This is a genomic window from Acinetobacter sp. NIPH 1852 (assembly GCF_022549455.1).
Lineage (GTDB): Bacteria > Pseudomonadota > Gammaproteobacteria > Pseudomonadales > Moraxellaceae > Acinetobacter.
Genome location: NZ_JAKZGG010000018.1, coordinates 36,798 through 52,183, shown reverse-complemented (window position 1 = coordinate 52,183; position 15,386 = coordinate 36,798). Strand labels below are relative to the sequence as shown.

Annotated in this window: 15 protein-coding genes; 6 read left to right on the top strand and 9 right to left on the bottom strand. The window is 41.9% G+C overall.

Features of this window, described 5'->3' with window-relative positions; all coding sequences use genetic code 11:
- Positions 1-12 precede the first annotated feature (12 nt).
- The 7 genes from MMO38_RS13445 to ubiG form a co-directional block, all read right to left on the bottom strand.
- Entirely contained in the window at positions 13-993 is a 981-nt protein-coding gene (locus MMO38_RS13445) for a sulfonate ABC transporter substrate-binding protein (RefSeq protein ID WP_241323867.1), read from the bottom strand.
- Between the two features lie 67 nt (positions 994-1,060).
- The gene (locus tag MMO38_RS13440) at positions 1,061-2,053 is read right to left on the bottom strand and encodes a sulfonate ABC transporter substrate-binding protein (RefSeq protein WP_241323866.1); all 993 of its coding nucleotides are present in this window, start codon (positions 2,051-2,053) and stop codon (positions 1,061-1,063) included.
- 306 nt (positions 2,054-2,359) lie between these two features.
- Positions 2,360-3,715 carry an amino-acid N-acetyltransferase gene (gene argA / locus MMO38_RS13435; RefSeq protein WP_241323865.1) on the bottom strand — a complete coding sequence of 452 codons (1,356 nt, stop codon included), beginning with the start codon at positions 3,713-3,715 and terminating at the stop codon, positions 2,360-2,362.
- Between the two features lie 111 nt (positions 3,716-3,826).
- A complete protein-coding gene (locus MMO38_RS13430) occupies positions 3,827-4,207 on the bottom strand; it encodes an RcnB family protein (RefSeq protein WP_004667917.1) in 381 nt (126 codons plus the stop codon).
- Between the two features lie 176 nt (positions 4,208-4,383).
- Positions 4,384-5,130, bottom strand: coding sequence for a YciK family oxidoreductase (locus MMO38_RS13425; protein WP_241323864.1), 747 nt, complete (start codon positions 5,128-5,130; stop codon positions 4,384-4,386).
- Positions 5,131-5,157: 27 nt separating this feature from the next.
- Complete coding sequence (locus MMO38_RS13420; protein ID WP_241323863.1) at positions 5,158-5,856, bottom strand: HAD-IA family hydrolase; 699 nt, start codon at positions 5,854-5,856, stop codon at positions 5,158-5,160.
- Entirely contained in the window at positions 5,856-6,569 is a 714-nt protein-coding gene (gene ubiG, locus MMO38_RS13415) for a bifunctional 2-polyprenyl-6-hydroxyphenol methylase/3-demethylubiquinol 3-O-methyltransferase UbiG (RefSeq protein ID WP_241323862.1), read from the bottom strand. The genes MMO38_RS13420 and ubiG overlap by 1 nt, the downstream gene beginning before the upstream one ends.
- Positions 6,570-6,990: 421 nt before the next feature.
- Here ubiG and MMO38_RS13410 point away from each other — a divergent pair, with 421 nt between their 5' ends.
- Complete coding sequence (locus tag MMO38_RS13410; protein ID WP_004667924.1) at positions 6,991-7,611, top strand: thiol:disulfide interchange protein DsbA/DsbL; 621 nt, start codon at positions 6,991-6,993, stop codon at positions 7,609-7,611.
- Positions 7,612-7,666: 55 nt separating this feature from the next.
- Here the strand turns inward: MMO38_RS13410 and MMO38_RS13405 are convergent, their stop codons facing one another.
- Together MMO38_RS13405 and MMO38_RS13400 are read right to left on the bottom strand one after the other, a co-directional pair.
- Positions 7,667-8,299, bottom strand: a complete 633-nt coding sequence (locus MMO38_RS13405; RefSeq protein WP_241323861.1) for a TetR/AcrR family transcriptional regulator — start codon at positions 8,297-8,299, stop codon at positions 7,667-7,669.
- 106 nt (positions 8,300-8,405) lie between these two features.
- Positions 8,406-9,056 (bottom strand): TetR family transcriptional regulator, encoded by a 651-nt coding sequence (locus MMO38_RS13400; RefSeq protein WP_121930435.1) that lies wholly within the window; start codon positions 9,054-9,056, stop codon positions 8,406-8,408.
- 313 nt (positions 9,057-9,369) lie between these two features.
- Between MMO38_RS13400 and MMO38_RS13395 the strand changes: the two genes are divergently transcribed.
- The 5 genes from MMO38_RS13395 (at position 9,370) to MMO38_RS13375 (ending at position 14,969) form a co-directional block, all read left to right on the top strand.
- Positions 9,370-10,410, top strand: coding sequence for a ferredoxin reductase (locus MMO38_RS13395; protein WP_241323860.1), 1,041 nt, complete (start codon positions 9,370-9,372; stop codon positions 10,408-10,410).
- Positions 10,411-10,439: 29 nt separating this feature from the next.
- On the top strand, positions 10,440-11,630 hold the full coding sequence (locus MMO38_RS13390; RefSeq protein ID WP_241323859.1) for an acyl-CoA desaturase: 1,191 nt from the start codon (positions 10,440-10,442) through the stop codon (positions 11,628-11,630).
- Positions 11,631-11,754: 124 nt separating this feature from the next.
- Complete coding sequence (gene rph / locus MMO38_RS13385; RefSeq protein WP_241323858.1) at positions 11,755-12,471, top strand: ribonuclease PH; 717 nt, start codon at positions 11,755-11,757, stop codon at positions 12,469-12,471.
- A gap of 149 nt (positions 12,472-12,620) precedes the next feature.
- On the top strand, positions 12,621-12,764 hold the full coding sequence (locus MMO38_RS13380; RefSeq protein WP_004667931.1) for a hypothetical protein: 144 nt from the start codon (positions 12,621-12,623) through the stop codon (positions 12,762-12,764).
- A gap of 24 nt (positions 12,765-12,788) precedes the next feature.
- Positions 12,789-14,969, top strand: coding sequence for a phospholipase C, phosphocholine-specific (locus tag MMO38_RS13375; RefSeq protein ID WP_241323857.1), 2,181 nt, complete (start codon positions 12,789-12,791; stop codon positions 14,967-14,969).
- Positions 14,970-15,386: the final 417 nt, after the last annotated feature.

Sequence of the window (15,386 nt, the reverse complement as noted above, 5' to 3'; positions counted from 1 at the left end):
GGTTCCTATAAGTTATGGAGCGAGCCAAACTGCCTGTTTGATATTGATCGATTTGGGAATAAGGCCTTGCTGGGTAAAAATGTCTGCTAATTGTTGTTGCTCCGCAATGACTTTGCTGTTGAGGGGAGCGGCTGCGGATGGACGAGGGCGACGTTTAATAAACAGTTCACTGGTGGAGGTGTTTAGACCTGTACTCTGTCCAATACTCTTTGCGGTTTCCACTTGATGGGACTGTACCCATTTGTCTGCTACATTGATTTGCTTGATCAAGCCCAACGTCGCTTTGGGATGCTTCTGTATGAAGCTCGGTGCGGCTAGATAAAAGGTATAATTTGGACTCAAGCCGTTGCCTGTTGCCAGCACCCTAGCTTGATCTTCCAATTGGGCTGAAGCATAGTAAGGATCCCAAATTGCCCAAGCATCCACTGCACCTTTTTGAAAGGCAGCTCGTGCGTCAGCAGGTGTTAGCCAGATCGGCGTAATATCGCTCCATTTCAAGCCTGCCTTACGGACAGCCTGCACCAGCAAATAATGTGAGCTTGAACCTTTTTGTAGAGCAATGCGTTTGCCTTTCAGGTCTTTCAGTTGCTTGAGTGTTGAATTCTTAGGTACTAGAAGCGCGGAGGAAAGTGGCTTGGCTGCCTCATAAGCGAAGTAATATAACGGTTTGCCTGCTGCCTGTGCATAGACCGGTGGTGTATCACCCGTAACCCCAATATCCAGAGAACCAACGGCTAATGCCTCCAAAATTTGTGGCCCTGCTGGAAATTCGTTCCATCTAATTTTGGCATTTGGAAACTCCTGCTCGAATAATTTTTGCTGTTTGGCAATCGCAAAGTTAATGGAGCTTTTTTGAAAACCAATCCGCAGTTCTTTAACGGTAGGATCAATCGCCCAACCTGAACTGCTAAATGCTGCACTCAAGCTAGTCATCACCAATAGATATTTTAAATGTTTAAACCAATCACTCTTGTTCGGTGGAGCATATTGCATTGTGATTTCCTTATATTGCTTTTGACGGACTAGCCAATATGGTTGTGGACATTGTCGGAGCTGCAATTTATTTCACTTCATTTTTAAGTACAGCATCTTGAATCACCAATTGCTTTGGAATGAGTTTCTGAGCAAAGAATGCATCGGCAACATATTGTTGTTCTTTGGCGACTTGTGCAGAAATGGGCTGAACACCAAATCCCATACGTGAAATCGATGTTTTTAAAACATCAAACCCCAGTCCAGTCGGTTTTTCTAATAATTTTGCTGCATCGTCAGGATGGTTTTTAACCCAATCTGTGGTTTGATTGAGGGTACTGACCAGCGTTTTTAGAGCTTCTGGATGACTTTCCGCAAATTTGCGATCTGCTAAATAAAACTGATGGTTGCTGACGAGCTGTTCGCCACTTGCAATTACTCGAGCATGAATTTGATGTTGTGCCGCTGCGAAGAAAGGATCCCAAATCACCCAAGCATCAACCGCACCTTTTTCAAAGGCAGCGCGGGCATCGGAGGGTGGAAGATAGACGGGTTGAATGTCATTTAAGCTGAGCTTATTTGCCTCTAAAAGCTTGAGTAATAAGTAGTGGACATTCGAGCCTTTATTGAGCGCAATACGTTTCCCTTGGAGATCTTGTATGGATCGAATAGTCGAGTCTTTTTGCACAATGAGCGCTTCAGCCGTCGGTGCAGGGGGCTGATTGGCGACATAGACCAAGTTTGGATTGGCTGCTTGCGCAAAAATTGGAGGCGCTTCGCCTGCTTCACCAAAAACCACACTGCCAACATTGAGACCTTCTAAAAGCTGGGGACCCGCAGGAAATTCAACCCATTTGACATGGACACCTTGAGCAGCAAGACTTTTTTCTAATTCACCCTTTGCTTTAACAATCGGCAAGATGCCATATTTTTGAAAGCCGATGCTTAATGTTGTGGTCTGTTGTTTTGTGGTGTCTTGCTGCTCAGTTTCTTTTGCACAACCTGCAATCCCGATCACGCTGGCAAGACTTACTGCCAGAAAAGTGTATGTTGCCCATGAGCGATGAATAGAATTGACCATGTTGGTGGTGCTCCCCGAAAAATCAAAAAGACTTCAATAAGATGAGCAACCAAGCTAAAACTTTTTTTAATGCATAAAAAATAAATAATCGGGCATTACTTATAATGAAAAGTGCAAAATAGAAGATCGAATAATCTTATCTTTAGAGTGAATAACAGGAAATCATTTATAATTTATTAAGATATTGTTTTAAATCATTTTTATTATTTTTATAGATAAAGTGGATCGATGTTCTCGTCGTTGTTAAACAGAAATCATCATGAATTAGAGATATCTTTATCAGAAATAAAAATATCTCCAGTTTCATTAGGCCAGTACTTTTTTAAACACCAGCGAGTTACGTTGGTAGTTATATAGGGCTTGGCGCGCATTGGGTAAATCATCAATATGAGCGGGTACAAAGCCATGTTCTAAAAACCAGTGCGCTGTTCGTGTCGTGAGTACAAATAGCTGTTGAATCCCTTGTTGTTTGGCTTTGTTTTCTAAGAATTGCAGAATTTGACTGCCACGATTGGATTTGCGGTAGCTAGAGTCCACGGCAACGCAGGCAATTTCAGCTGAACGCGTTTCATTTTCTGCCGATGAAATCGGGTAGAGTGCTGCACATGCCAAGATCATTCCATCGCGTTCAATTACTGCAAATTGCTCGATTTCACTTTCAAGCAGTTCACGAGAGCGGTAAACCAAAATCCCTTCTTGCTCAAGCGGGCGAAGTAAATTAATTAAGCCACCGACATCGTTGATATTGGCAATCCGCACTTCTTCATAATGTGCATCGGTGATCATGGTGCCAATCCCATCACGGGTAAAGAGTTCCTCAATCAACGCGCCATCATAGGTATAAGAAATCAAATGCACGCGATGCACGCCAGATAAAGAGGCTTGTTGTGCTTGTTTGAGATGCAGGGCAAATTCTGGATGGTGTGCTTGATATTGTTGAATATAGGATTCAAGTTGACGAGGGCTTAACTCACGTAATAATTGTTGTTTTTCATTCATTAGACCCTGTTTTTCGCCCAAGAAAATAAGCTTATCCGCGTTTAATGCAGTCGCCGTTTTGGTTGCTACTTCTTCTGCCAATAAGTTGAAGACCTCACCAGTGGTTGAGTAGCCCGTAGGTCCTAATAATACGATATTGTGGTTGTCCAAATGTCGTTGAATCGCATCGGTATCGATGGAACGCACTTCCCCTGTCAACTGGAAGTCAACGCCATCACGAATACCGTAAGGCTTGGCCGTGACAAAATTACCTGAAACCACATCAATGCGAGCGCCGTACATTGGCGAGTTTGCCAATCCCATGGAAAGGAGCGCTTCAATCTCTAAACGAATTGAACCCACGGCATTCATCACCGCAGGCAACGATTCACGAGTGGTCATACGGCGATTTTGATGAAAAGGCGTTTCAATCTTTCTTTCAAGTAGATTCTGATTGATTTGCGGGCGTGCGCCATACACCAATATCAAGCGAATACCGAGAGAGTGTAAGAGCGCAATATCATGAATGATATGTTGGAAGTTTTGGTGTTGGACCGCTTCGCCACTAAACATCAGTACAAAGGTTTTATGGCGGTGTGCATTGATATATGGTGCAGAATGGCGAAACCAATGTACATAATCTTGTGTTGTACTTTGTGAAGTTTCAGTGAGTTGATTCGCCATGCTGATCTCAGATATACATCAATAAATCTGATTCTAACTAAAAAAACCAAAAGATAAACCGATTCCTAAAACAACCGCTCAATTTTATTCAGTTTAATGAGCGTGAAGTGTTTAGAAACCCATGATACGAACAATACTATTATCATTGGAATTGACTAAGATATAATCATTATTGACTTTATACCATTGTTGATCTCGACCCGGTTTTGGTAGATTATTCTCTTTATAATCAATCTTATAGCTATTGCCTCGATAATGTTGAGGCATGACATAGCCTGCTTGCCAGCGATGTTGTTTTAACCGCTCCACGCCACGTTCTTCACGCATACGGCGTTCACGCATACGATTGTCATTATCTGGACGTTCAAAATTGCGACTGTGTTTATGACCACGTGAATCGTCATCACGATCAAAACGCGGATTTGCAAAACTCACCATGCTGCTAAACAGGGTGGCTGAACCTAAGATTAAGATAATGAATTTATTTCTCATGATACACCTAAGATCGGATGTCTCTCATGTGAAAACTGTACCTTAAAAATGCAGAGAAACTGTGAAGATCGATTCAGTATTCGATTAAAAATATGGAGCATCTCTCCCAGTTTCGATCACAAAGGCAGACTTAAGGTCAGTTTTCAATGTTGTTTTAAATTGTTCTAATCAAGTTATTAACTTTGCGCATCAATGCTTTGCCCATTCATCTCTAAACTATCATCGCCCATCAAATAAAGATATGCAGGCATGATGCTATCTGGTGTTGGCAATACTTTAGGATCTTCATCGGGATAGGCTTTGGCACGCATTGCGGTACGTGTTCCACCTGGATTGATGCAATTAAAGCGAATATTTGCATAACTATTTTCTAGAGCAAAAATTTTGCTCATGGCTTCAGTCGCAACCTTAGAAACTGAATACGCACCCCACAAAGCACGCGCTTCACGACCCACACCTGAACTGGTAAAGATCACAGAAGCATGTTCAGATTGTTCGAGTAAAGGCAGTAATGCTTGGGTCATGGCAAAGGGTGCACGTAAATTCACCGCCATCACATCATCCCAAACATCTACAGGATAATTTGCCAGCTCAACGCGATCACCTAACATCCCTGCATTATGCAAAATGCCATCTAAACGTCCGAATTGCTGTTGCAGCGTATCAACTAAAAGCTCATAGTCATGGCTCGACGCTGTTGAAAGTTGCAAAGGTAAAATAGCAGGTTGTGGCGCACCTAAACCTTCGATTTCATCATAGATGACTTCGAGTTTATTGAGGGTTCGGCCATGCAATACAACCGTTGCGCCGTGTAGGGCATAACTCATCGCAGCAGCTCGACCAATACCATCACCCGCACCAGTAATCAGGATGATACGATCTTTGAGTAGATCTGGACGAGGTTGATATTCTGAATATTTCATTGTTATGCCTCCTGTTATCTTGCCTATTTAACTCATCATACCCTGATTTTCTGACAACACCGTGATTTTCTGTTTGAGCAGTTGATGAAGTTCAGGGACGGTTTGAATAATTGCATCTGCTTGCCAAGCGGCGAGATTATCTCGTGATTCGACTGGTAAATAGCCATAAGCCGCTAAGATGGTATACATGTCTGCGTTGCGACCTGCGTCTATATCACGTGGATGATCACCAACATAAATAATGTCTTTGGCATCGAGACCTAACTGCTTTGCTGCTAAATACATCGGTTCAGGATCAGGTTTGGTCTTACTGACATCTTCTGGGCAAACCAATACCGCACAACGCTCTGTCAGTTGTAATGCAGCGAGCAGTAACTCACTTAAACCACGGGGTTTATTGGTCACAATACCCCAAGGTATCTGATGTGCTTCTAACGCTTCAAGTAAAGGATACATGTCTGCGAATAAGTCGGTATCGACCACGATATTGTCGCCATAGGCATCTAAAAAGCGTTGGCGGTGTGCGAGAAACACGGGATCAGTGACATCTAATTCTGGATAAACCAACTTCACCATGGCACGCGCACCCTCAGAAACTTGAGTACGAATGGTTTCTGCATCTACAACTGGGCGTTGCTCATCCCGACACATCTGCTGAATAATACGAATAAAGTCCGTAGCCGTGTCAATCAGCGTACCATCAAGATCAAATAAAACAGCTTTCATTACGCACCTGTATTCATGGTGTAAACCATGTAGTTGACATCGACATTCGGCGCTAACCAATAATGTTTGGTGATGGGGTTATAATGTAAGCCGGTCATCTCTTTTAGGCTTAGACCTGCACTGCGAATATCATGCGCCATTTCTGATGGGCGAATAAATTTATGATAGTCATGCGTGCCTTTAGGCAATAAACGCAACACATATTCCGCGCCTATAATCGCGAATAAATAGGATTTTGGGTTACGGTTAATGGTGGAGAAGAACACGTGTCCACCAGGTTTTACCAGTGTTTGACAGGCTTTTACGATAGAAGCTGGATCTGGTACGTGCTCCATCATTTCCATGCAAGTGACCACATCGTATTGGCCAGCTTGCTCTTGTGCCAGTTGCTCTACAGGTATTTGACGATATTCAATGTTTTGCACATTGTCTTGTTGTGCATGTAAGCGTCCAACAGCAAGTGGCGCTTCACCCATATCAATTCCCAATACATCTGCACCACGACGTGCCATGCTTTCTGCCAAGATGCCACCCCCACAACCGACATCCAGTACTTTCTTGCCTGCCAAGCCGCCGACGCGTTCATCTATCCAGTTAAGACGTAATGGGTTGATTTGATGCAGTGGACGGAACTCCGAATGTTGATCCCACCATTTGGCAGCCAATGCTTCAAATTTTGCGATTTCTTGCGGGTCAACATTCAATTGCGACATGGACGTACCTCTATCAGTATTTTATGGAGATGTGGGGTTGACCGAATTCCTAGAATGTTGAACTAGGCGGAGTCTTGCCGAGTTCTCATCCAATTTCGGGATAGACCTTCGGTTCGACCTACTTTTCTTTCGGGAAAAGTAGGCAAAACCATTGTCATCTGCAAAACCTGTTCACTTCTTTCACTTATCTAATCTATTGCAAAAACAATATATTGTAGATAACCAACAGGTTGCAGATGACGTTGTCGAGTATCTAATTTCAGAGAGTATTTTGATTCTGAACTTAGCTTAGTGTAGCGATTCTGGCAAAAAAAGCGATAAATCGAATAAAAAACTTCACAGAAGCAAAACGAATTGCTCGTGTTTGTTTTATATTTAGCATATAAACTTACGAAAAATGCTTAGAGGAAAAGCAAAGGCAATGAAAAAGTTAGTATTAGGTGTTTTAAGCACGGCTGTTATCTCATTTTCGATGAATGCAATGGCTGCAGATTTTGTAGCAGGCAAAGATTATACCGTGGTGGCAAATCCGGTTAAAACGACTGCACCTGCTGGTCAACTCGAAGTGCGCGAATTTTTTTGGTACGGTTGTGGACATTGTTTTAACCTTGAACCGCACATGCAAACATGGTTAAAGAAAATTCCAAAAGATGTTTATTTCCTACGCACCCCAGCAGCCATGAATAAAGTATGGGAACAGGGTGCTCGTGGTTACTATGTGTCTGAAGCTTTAGGCGTGCGTAAGAAAACCCATATTCCACTTTTCCATGCCATCCATGACGGTGGTCAGCAGATTTTTGATCAAGCGTCTCAAGCAAAATTCTTTGCGCGTTATGGTGTGCCTGAACAGAAGTTTAATAGCATGTTTAACTCGTTCCCGATTACTGCAAAAATCGCGGAGTCAAATAAATTGGCACAGCAATATCAGTTGACTGGTGTTCCAGCGGTTGTGGTCAATGGTAAATATGTGGTGCAGGGTGAGGATGCTAAAGTCACTCAAGTGGTTGATTATTTATTAGAAAAAGAGCGTAAAGCTAAGTAAATTACCAATGCTTTAGACTAAAAAGGACTGTATCAACAGTCCTTTTTTGCATTTATTATTGTTCTGGTTGGAACTCGGTTAAGTCAATTTTCACAGTTTGAGTGGGTAAAGACAAAGCTTGGTTGACATATAAATTAATCAATTTTTCACGAGAACCAATTGAACGTTGGTAATAGCTCGAATTAAGTAATAGTGCTGCGCCGTAAGTCAGTGACCAGATATAAGATAGATAATCACGAATCGACATATCATAATTGAGTGATTTTAAATATTTCTCAGTCATGTCTTTGAGTGAAACAATACGTTGCTGTCGAATCGCATACAGCTCATCAAAGAGATGCTTCAGCTTAGACTCCGTCATGGTCAAGTGTTCTTCTAGCTGATGCAGCAAAATAGTACGACTAGGCGCCATAAGGTGATGCAACATATAGCGCGGCGCATATTCTTTGATATCAGTATGGTATTGGTCTGAAATTTTTAAAATTTCTTTTTCATTTTGAATAATAAGCTCAAGCAATAATTCATTTTTACTTCTGAAGTGCTTGTATAAGGTTCCTTTGGCGATGTCCAATTCGGCAACCAGTTCATCGAGGGTCATTTCTTGGTTATTTTCTAATAATAACTTTTCAGCAACCTGTAAAATTTTTTCTTTACGAATTAAGAACTGAGTATGACGATCAGGATTCATGATGCTTATAAGCTCCTCATAGTGTTCTAAACGGCATCGCATTATTGTCTAATGCATACTAACGCTAAGCAATGCTTTTATATATCAAACCGAGTCTTCGATATGATCAAGCGTTTTGTGGTTCCCAGTTAGAGATACCCCGAAACAACAACCGTACTTGAGTGGTTGCATTCTCAATAAACAAATTTTGTTGTTCTAATAAATCATCAATCGAAAATTGTTTAGGTAGATTGATCCACGTCATCGCCCACGTAAATGACATGTTGATCAAGATGGTTGAGAGGACTTGTAGATATTTGTCTTCTTTAATGTGCTTAAAGGTGTCGAGTTTGTATAAATCAACCGCCAAATCTTCAATCAGAAATTCAATCTCGCGTGCGATAGCAATGCGTACCGTTTCAGATCCACCCCAACGTTCCGCAATCATAAACTGCCACTGTTGTGGGCTATGATTCACGGCTTGTACAAAAAGTTCGATACTGTTGCGAGTTTTAGCTGCGCCGCTGTGTTTTAGATAGCTTTGACCCAATTGATGAATCAAGCTCTTAAGATGCAATGACACCTGATCAACCAGTTCTTGACCTAGTGCCTCCATATCTTGGAAATGACGATAAAAAGCGGTTGGTACTAAACCAACTTCGCGAGCAACTTCACGCAAACTAATACTACTAAATGAGCGCCCAGACGTGCTGAGATGGAGCGCTGCATCCAGTAGAGCCTGACGACTCTGTTGTTTTCGTTCATCTCTAATCGACATGAATAAGATCCATAAAATTTATACTATAGAGTCTAGCAAAAAAAATAGGTTTTTTTTAGTCTTAATCGGTTGCTAAATCAGATAGATTCTTCGGCTTTTGAAATGAATGGCTTTGTTTTAAAGGCTAAATGTGCCCCATGCCTTACTTATTTCTTTATTCTTTTTAATTATTTAAAAAAAAGTAGAAAAAATAATCAAAAAATTAGTGAACAAGTGTTGACTCAGTGAACACAAATAAATATAGTGTACACATGTTCACTATACGAACAGTTGTTCACTCAATATAAATAGCCAGATACAAAACGAGGAACTTATGAGCGCACAGTTAAGCTATCAGCCACATTGGGTTAGAGAAGATTTCGTTGATTTTATCCTTGCAAAGGTTAACCCGATGTGGACTTTGCGCCGCATTATGGCAAAAATCGAAGCGATTGAGCCTATTGCAGATGAAATGATCAAGGTCACCTTAAGCAGTAACAATAAATTTACAACCTATCAGCCTGGTCAATTTGTGATGGTGACGGTTCGTATTGATGGTGTGCAGCATCAACGAGCGTATAGCTTGGTGAGTTCACCAAGTCACGACAAATTGGTGTTAGGTATCAAAAAACAAGGTTGTGTATCTAACTATTTAGCTAACAGCGCACGTGCTGGTGATGTGATTGAAATTACTCAGGCGATGGGCGAATTTACGCTAAAAGACTTTGATACAGAAGAAGGTAAACAACCGATTCTTTTGGTATCTGCGGGTAGTGGTATTACGCCGATTATTCCGATTGCGAAAGAGGCATTAGCCCGTTCAAATCAACCTGTGACGTTGATTTATTACTCACGTGATCCAGCGTTTCGTACTGAATTGGAAACACTGGCAGCAGAATATGCGCACTTTAACCTACACATTATTGTCGATAGTGCTGAACAACCTGCTTATTTTGATGAAGAAACTTTGGACCGTTTGTGTGCCGATGCTGTTCAACGTCAAACCTATGTGTGTGCTGCTCCAGGTTTGATGAAAGCGACGCGTCAAATCTGGACGAAACGTGGTTGGTTAGACCGTTTAACGCAAGAAAGCTTCTTGCCAGTGACGATGGATGTGGATGCTCAAATCCAACCAGTCAATTTCCGTCGCAGTATGCAAGAGTTTGAAGGCCGTGGCAACCTGTTGGCCAGTGCTGAAGCTGCGGGTTTGAAACCATCTTTTGGTTGCCGTATGGGGATTTGTAATACCTGTGTTTGTACCAAGATCAGTGGTGCAGTGAAAAATCAACTTACAGGTGAAATCGATAACCAAAACAATGTGCAAATCAAATTGTGTGTGAGTGAAGCAGTGAGTCCCGTTGAGATTGACCTTTAATTCATATTGACCAGATAGAGTATAATATTATGAACATGATGACAGTAAATCCGACTAAAACGATTCCTCCAATCAAATTTGGCAGTAACACAAGTCGTGCATTAACACCAGAAGAAGTACAAGAGTTTGGCCGTAAGATTGATGCCATCCGTACTGAAACCATGGCTAAAATTGGCAAAGAAGATTCTGATTATATCTATAAAGTACGTAACTTTGTACGCTACACCGAAATTGCATCACGTGGCATGTTGATGTTCGGTGGCTGGATTCCACCTGTTTGGTTACTTGGTACAGCGATGTTGGGTGTGTCTAAGATCGTCGAAAACATGGAATTGGGCCATAACGTGATGCACGGTCAGTTTGATTGGTTAAACGATCCATCGCTTAACGGTGCAACCTATGACTGGGATACGGTGTGTACCGGTGAAGACTGGAAATATACTCATAACTATAAGCACCATACCTATACCAATGTGTATGGCATGGATCATGACATCAGCGGTTATGGTGTGATGCGCATGAGCCGTGAGCAAGAGTGGGAACCACGCTTTTTGTTCAACGTGCCAATGGGATTGTTTTTATCGACGGGTTTTGAATGGCTATTGGCTTTGCAACGTCTAGAGATGGAAAAAGTGTTGTTTGATGGCACTAAAACCTGGAAAGAAGTATATGTAGAATCTAAAAATCTACGTAAAAAAATGCTACGTCAGTTTGGTAAAGATTATGTGTTATTCCCACTGATTGCTGGCCCAATGTTCTTGCCCGTATTGGCTGGTAACTTTTTTGCCAACTTGATCCGTAACTACTGGGCATCGACTGTGATTTATTGTGGTCATTTCACAGAAGACTCTGAAATTATCACTGACAACATTGATAATGAAACCAAAGCAGAATGGTACTTACGTCAGATTCGTGGTTCAGCCAACTTTACTGGCGGTAAAATCATGCATTTCTTGAGCGGTAACTTGAGCCATCAAATCGAACATCATTTGTTCCCTGATGTGCCTGCCAACCGTTATATCGAGATGGCACCTAAAGTACGTGAAGTCTGTGCAGAGTATGGTCAACAATACAATACCGCTCCTTTTGGATCTCAGATTGTGAGTGTCTATAAACGTCTGGCGGTGCACTCTTTGCCTGACAATGTGGTAGATCGTTTGGTGGCAACCAAACGTACCTTTACTGCTGCGGTGAAAGGCATGTTTGGTAAAGCTGCTTAATCAAGATAGAGCATCGTTTGAGCCATAAAGCGGTGCTCGTCACCAATAAGTAAAAGGGAAAGTGCGTGTAATTGAGATATACTATGGGGCAATTATATTTGTGCCATCGTTTTAAGGAATCGTTATGCGTATTGACCAAAGAGCATTAGACCAATTACGTGAGGTAAAAATTACCCGTAATTATACCCGTTACGCAGAAGGTTCAGTTCTGGTTGAGTTTGGTCATACCAAAGTATTGTGTACTGCAAGTATCGACAATTCGGTTCCACGCTTTTTAAAAGGGAAAGGACAAGGTTGGGTCACGGCTGAATACGGCATGTTACCGCGCTCAACCCATACCCGTAGTGATCGTGAAGCAGCCCGTGGTAAGCAGTCAGGTCGGACACAGGAAATCCAACGTCTGATTGGTCGTAGCCTCAGAGCGATGGTTGACCTTAAAAAACTTGGTGAAAATACCATTAACATTGACTGCGATGTGATCCAAGCGGATGGTGGTACGCGTACCGCAGCGATTACAGGAGCAGCCGTGGCATTGGTTGATGCCATGAATGTGCTGTTGAGTAATAAAAAGATTAAACATGACCCGTTAAAAGGTTTAGTGGCAGCCATCTCGGTGGGGATGTATCAAGACGAAGTTCACCTCGACTTGTGCTACGAAGAAGATTCAAATTGCCAAACCGATTTAAATGTGGTGATGACACAGGCGGGCGAATTTATTGAGATTCAAGGAACGGCAGAAGATAAACCGTTTACTCGCCAACAGTGTAATGCCATGTTAGAGGTTGCTGAAAAAGGAATCGCGGAATTGATTCTGAAGCAACAGCAAGCACTCGGTTGGTAAGCTCCAGTTGATAGTGCGGGCGGTCTGTAAATTTTAGACCGCCTTTTTTTTTGCCTATTTTTTCTGTCATTGAATTGCTATCAAACAATCATCGAATTGTCATTTATATTGTATTGACTATCTGCACGAATATTTTAACGGATAGTAAAATGCGAAATACCTTCTTAGCTTTACTCACCAGTAGTATTTTCTTATTAAGTGCTTGTAATGAAAATGATAATGGCGATAACAACAATACCACGCCAAATCCAAAACCGCCGACTTCAGACTGTACTATTCACTGTGCACCCTAAATAATAACAATAAGGAAATAATCAATGAACCGTCGTGACTTTTTATTAAATTCAACCAAAGCATTATTTGGTACCGCCGCACTTGCCAGTTTCCCAATGAGTATTCAAAAAGCCCTCGCAATTGATGCCAAGGTCGAGACAGGAACCATTAAAGACGTTAAACATGTGGTGATCTTGACCCAAGAAAATCGTTCTTTTGACAATTATTTTGGGACGTTAAAAGGGGTACGTGGTTTTGGTGATCGTTTTACCATTCCTTTAAGCCAAGGTCGTACAGTGTGGGAACAATATGATGCCAATAAAAATAAAGTTTATCCTTATCATTTAGACAGTAGCCGTGGCAATGCACAGCGGGTGAGTGGCACACCACATTCATGGACAGATGGTCAGTATGCTTGGGATCATGGACGGATGGGCAATTGGGTGCAATATAAGCAGCCGCAATCGATGGGCTATTACAAGCAACAAGAAGTTGAATTCCAATTCGCATTAGCCAATGCTTTTACCCTATGTGATGCATATCACTGTGCCATGCATACAGGAACCAACTCAAACCGTATGTTTATCTGGACAGGAACCAATGGCCCAACAGGCGCCAACGTTGCCAGTGTAGTCAATGATTTGGACTCAATCGGGCCATCCACCGTCGGCTATGACTGGACCACCTATCCTGAACGCTTACAACAGGCGGGTGTAACGTGGAAGGTCTATCAAAACATGCCTGATAATTTTACCGACAATCCCTTGGCTGGTTTTAAACAATACCGTCGTGCCAATGTGTTATCAGGTAAACCTGTGAATAATATTACCATTTGCCCAGCCTATGATCCGGCTATTGATGCCACTCAGCCTTTGTATAAAGGGATCGCCAATACCATGCCAGATGGTGGTTTTTTGGGTTCGTTTAAAGAAGATATTGCCAATGGACAGTTACCCCAAGTAAGTTGGTTAATTGCACCAGCAACCTATAGCGAACATCCTGGACCGTCTAGCCCAGTTCAAGGAGCGTGGTATATCCAAGAAACGTTAAATGCGTTAACTGAGCATCCAGAAGTATGGAGTCAGACAGTTTTCTTAATCAATTTTGATGAGAATGATGGTTTCTTTGATCATATACCTTCACCAAGCGCACCCTCAATGGATGCTTCAGGTGCAGTACATGGCAAATCCACTTTAAGCCCAGAGCAGATGTCCTATGAGTATGCCACGCATGCTAAAGCTTCAGCAGGACAGCCAAACTTTACTGATCCAAAAGTGAGTAATGGCGTGGGGGTCTACGGCCCAGGTGTTCGAGTACCGATGTACATTATTTCCCCATGGAGTCGTGGTGGCTGGGTCAACTCACAAGTATTTGACCATTCTTCGGTGATTCGTTTCTTGGAACAATGTTTTGATGTACAAGAACCTAATATTAGTCCGTATCGTCGTGCGGTGTGTGGGGACTTAAGCTCAGCATTTAACTTTAAAACGCCAAATCTTTTACCTTTGCCTGATTTAGCTGGTAAGAAAACAAAAGCAGAAGTTGATGCGATTCGTAAAGCTCAGGAACGCTTGGCACAGGTCAGTCGTCCTTTAAGCCAAACTTATCCTGTTCAAGACATGGGAATACGACCATCACGTGCATTGCCGTATATTTTGCATAGCAGTGCCAAAGTCGATGTGTTCACGAAAACTGTTAAATTAATATTCTCCAATACAGGAGCACAGGCCGCAGTATTCCATGTTTATGATAAATTGAATTTAGACGCGATCCCACGCCGTTACATGGTGGAAGCAGGGAAGCAACTCGATGATATCTGGCAGACTAAAGATCATCAATATGATCTATGGGTGTTGGGACCGAATGGTTTCCATCGCAGTTTTGCTGGGAACTTGATACAAGCCACGCAGTTAGAAGCACTTCCAGAAATTCGCGTGTGTATGGAGGAGTGCGATTCCAAGCTTTTCTTGAAAGTGCGAAATGATGCAGCCCAAACAGCGCAGTTGGTTGTGACAGCCAATGCTTATTTACCCAATAAAACATGGCAAATCGAAACTGCGGCGAGTGAAACAGAGCTGAGTTGGGATATGTCTGAGTTTGGTGGATGGTATGATTTTACGGTCAGCATTCAAAACGAACCAAGTTATCGCCGTCGTTTTGCTGGGCGCATTGAAACCAATGAAGATTCTATTTCTGATCCATATATGGGCTTTATTCAATCATAAGCGCTTTATATTGGTTTGAAATAAGCAGTCTAGGCGGATGCTAGGCTGCTTATGCTGAAAGCTAACGAAAAAAGAACCAGTAAACACAAAGTAAAATAATCAATAGCCAAGTGAGGAAACCAACTATACACACTTCATCGCTATCAAAACTTATGCGCTTATGATGACGATAAAAATGAACAATAAAATACCCCGTAGTACGGAATAATCTCTCAACAATAAGTTCAACAAAAGCCCTGATGATGATGTCGATAAAGATGAATCGGACAATTTTAAAAATGATGTGAAATACGGTTTCAAAAATACTATCCATATCGTTTAATTCATTTTTTATTTTAATAAATTTAGTTGTTTAGATTATATGCTTGCGAGTGTAAAAACGAAAGTGGAGATGGCTCATATCTTAAACATAAGCAC

Excerpts from the sequence above, each read along its gene's own strand:
- rph (WP_241323858.1), top strand. The coding sequence starts at position 11,755 with ATGCGTATTGACCAAAGAGCATTAGACCAATTACGTGAGGTAAAAATT.
- ubiG (WP_241323862.1), bottom strand. The coding sequence starts at position 6,569 with ATGTCGCAATTGAATGTTGACCCGCAAGAAATCGCAAAATTTGAAGCA.
- MMO38_RS13390 (WP_241323859.1), top strand. The coding sequence starts at position 10,440 with ATGAACATGATGACAGTAAATCCGACTAAAACGATTCCTCCAATCAAA.
- MMO38_RS13430 (WP_004667917.1), bottom strand. The coding sequence starts at position 4,207 with ATGAGAAATAAATTCATTATCTTAATCTTAGGTTCAGCCACCCTGTTT.
- MMO38_RS13440 (WP_241323866.1), bottom strand. The coding sequence starts at position 2,053 with ATGGTCAATTCTATTCATCGCTCATGGGCAACATACACTTTTCTGGCA.
- MMO38_RS13395 (WP_241323860.1), top strand. The coding sequence starts at position 9,370 with ATGAGCGCACAGTTAAGCTATCAGCCACATTGGGTTAGAGAAGATTTC.
- argA (WP_241323865.1), bottom strand. The coding sequence starts at position 3,715 with ATGGCGAATCAACTCACTGAAACTTCACAAAGTACAACACAAGATTAT.
- MMO38_RS13380 (WP_004667931.1), top strand. The coding sequence starts at position 12,621 with ATGCGAAATACCTTCTTAGCTTTACTCACCAGTAGTATTTTCTTATTA.
- MMO38_RS13375 (WP_241323857.1), top strand. The coding sequence starts at position 12,789 with ATGAACCGTCGTGACTTTTTATTAAATTCAACCAAAGCATTATTTGGT.
- MMO38_RS13445 (WP_241323867.1), bottom strand. The coding sequence starts at position 993 with ATGCAATATGCTCCACCGAACAAGAGTGATTGGTTTAAACATTTAAAA.
- MMO38_RS13400 (WP_121930435.1), bottom strand. The coding sequence starts at position 9,056 with ATGTCGATTAGAGATGAACGAAAACAACAGAGTCGTCAGGCTCTACTG.
- MMO38_RS13405 (WP_241323861.1), bottom strand. The coding sequence starts at position 8,299 with ATGAATCCTGATCGTCATACTCAGTTCTTAATTCGTAAAGAAAAAATT.
- MMO38_RS13420 (WP_241323863.1), bottom strand. The coding sequence starts at position 5,856 with ATGAAAGCTGTTTTATTTGATCTTGATGGTACGCTGATTGACACGGCT.
- MMO38_RS13425 (WP_241323864.1), bottom strand. The coding sequence starts at position 5,130 with ATGAAATATTCAGAATATCAACCTCGTCCAGATCTACTCAAAGATCGT.
- MMO38_RS13410 (WP_004667924.1), top strand. The coding sequence starts at position 6,991 with ATGAAAAAGTTAGTATTAGGTGTTTTAAGCACGGCTGTTATCTCATTT.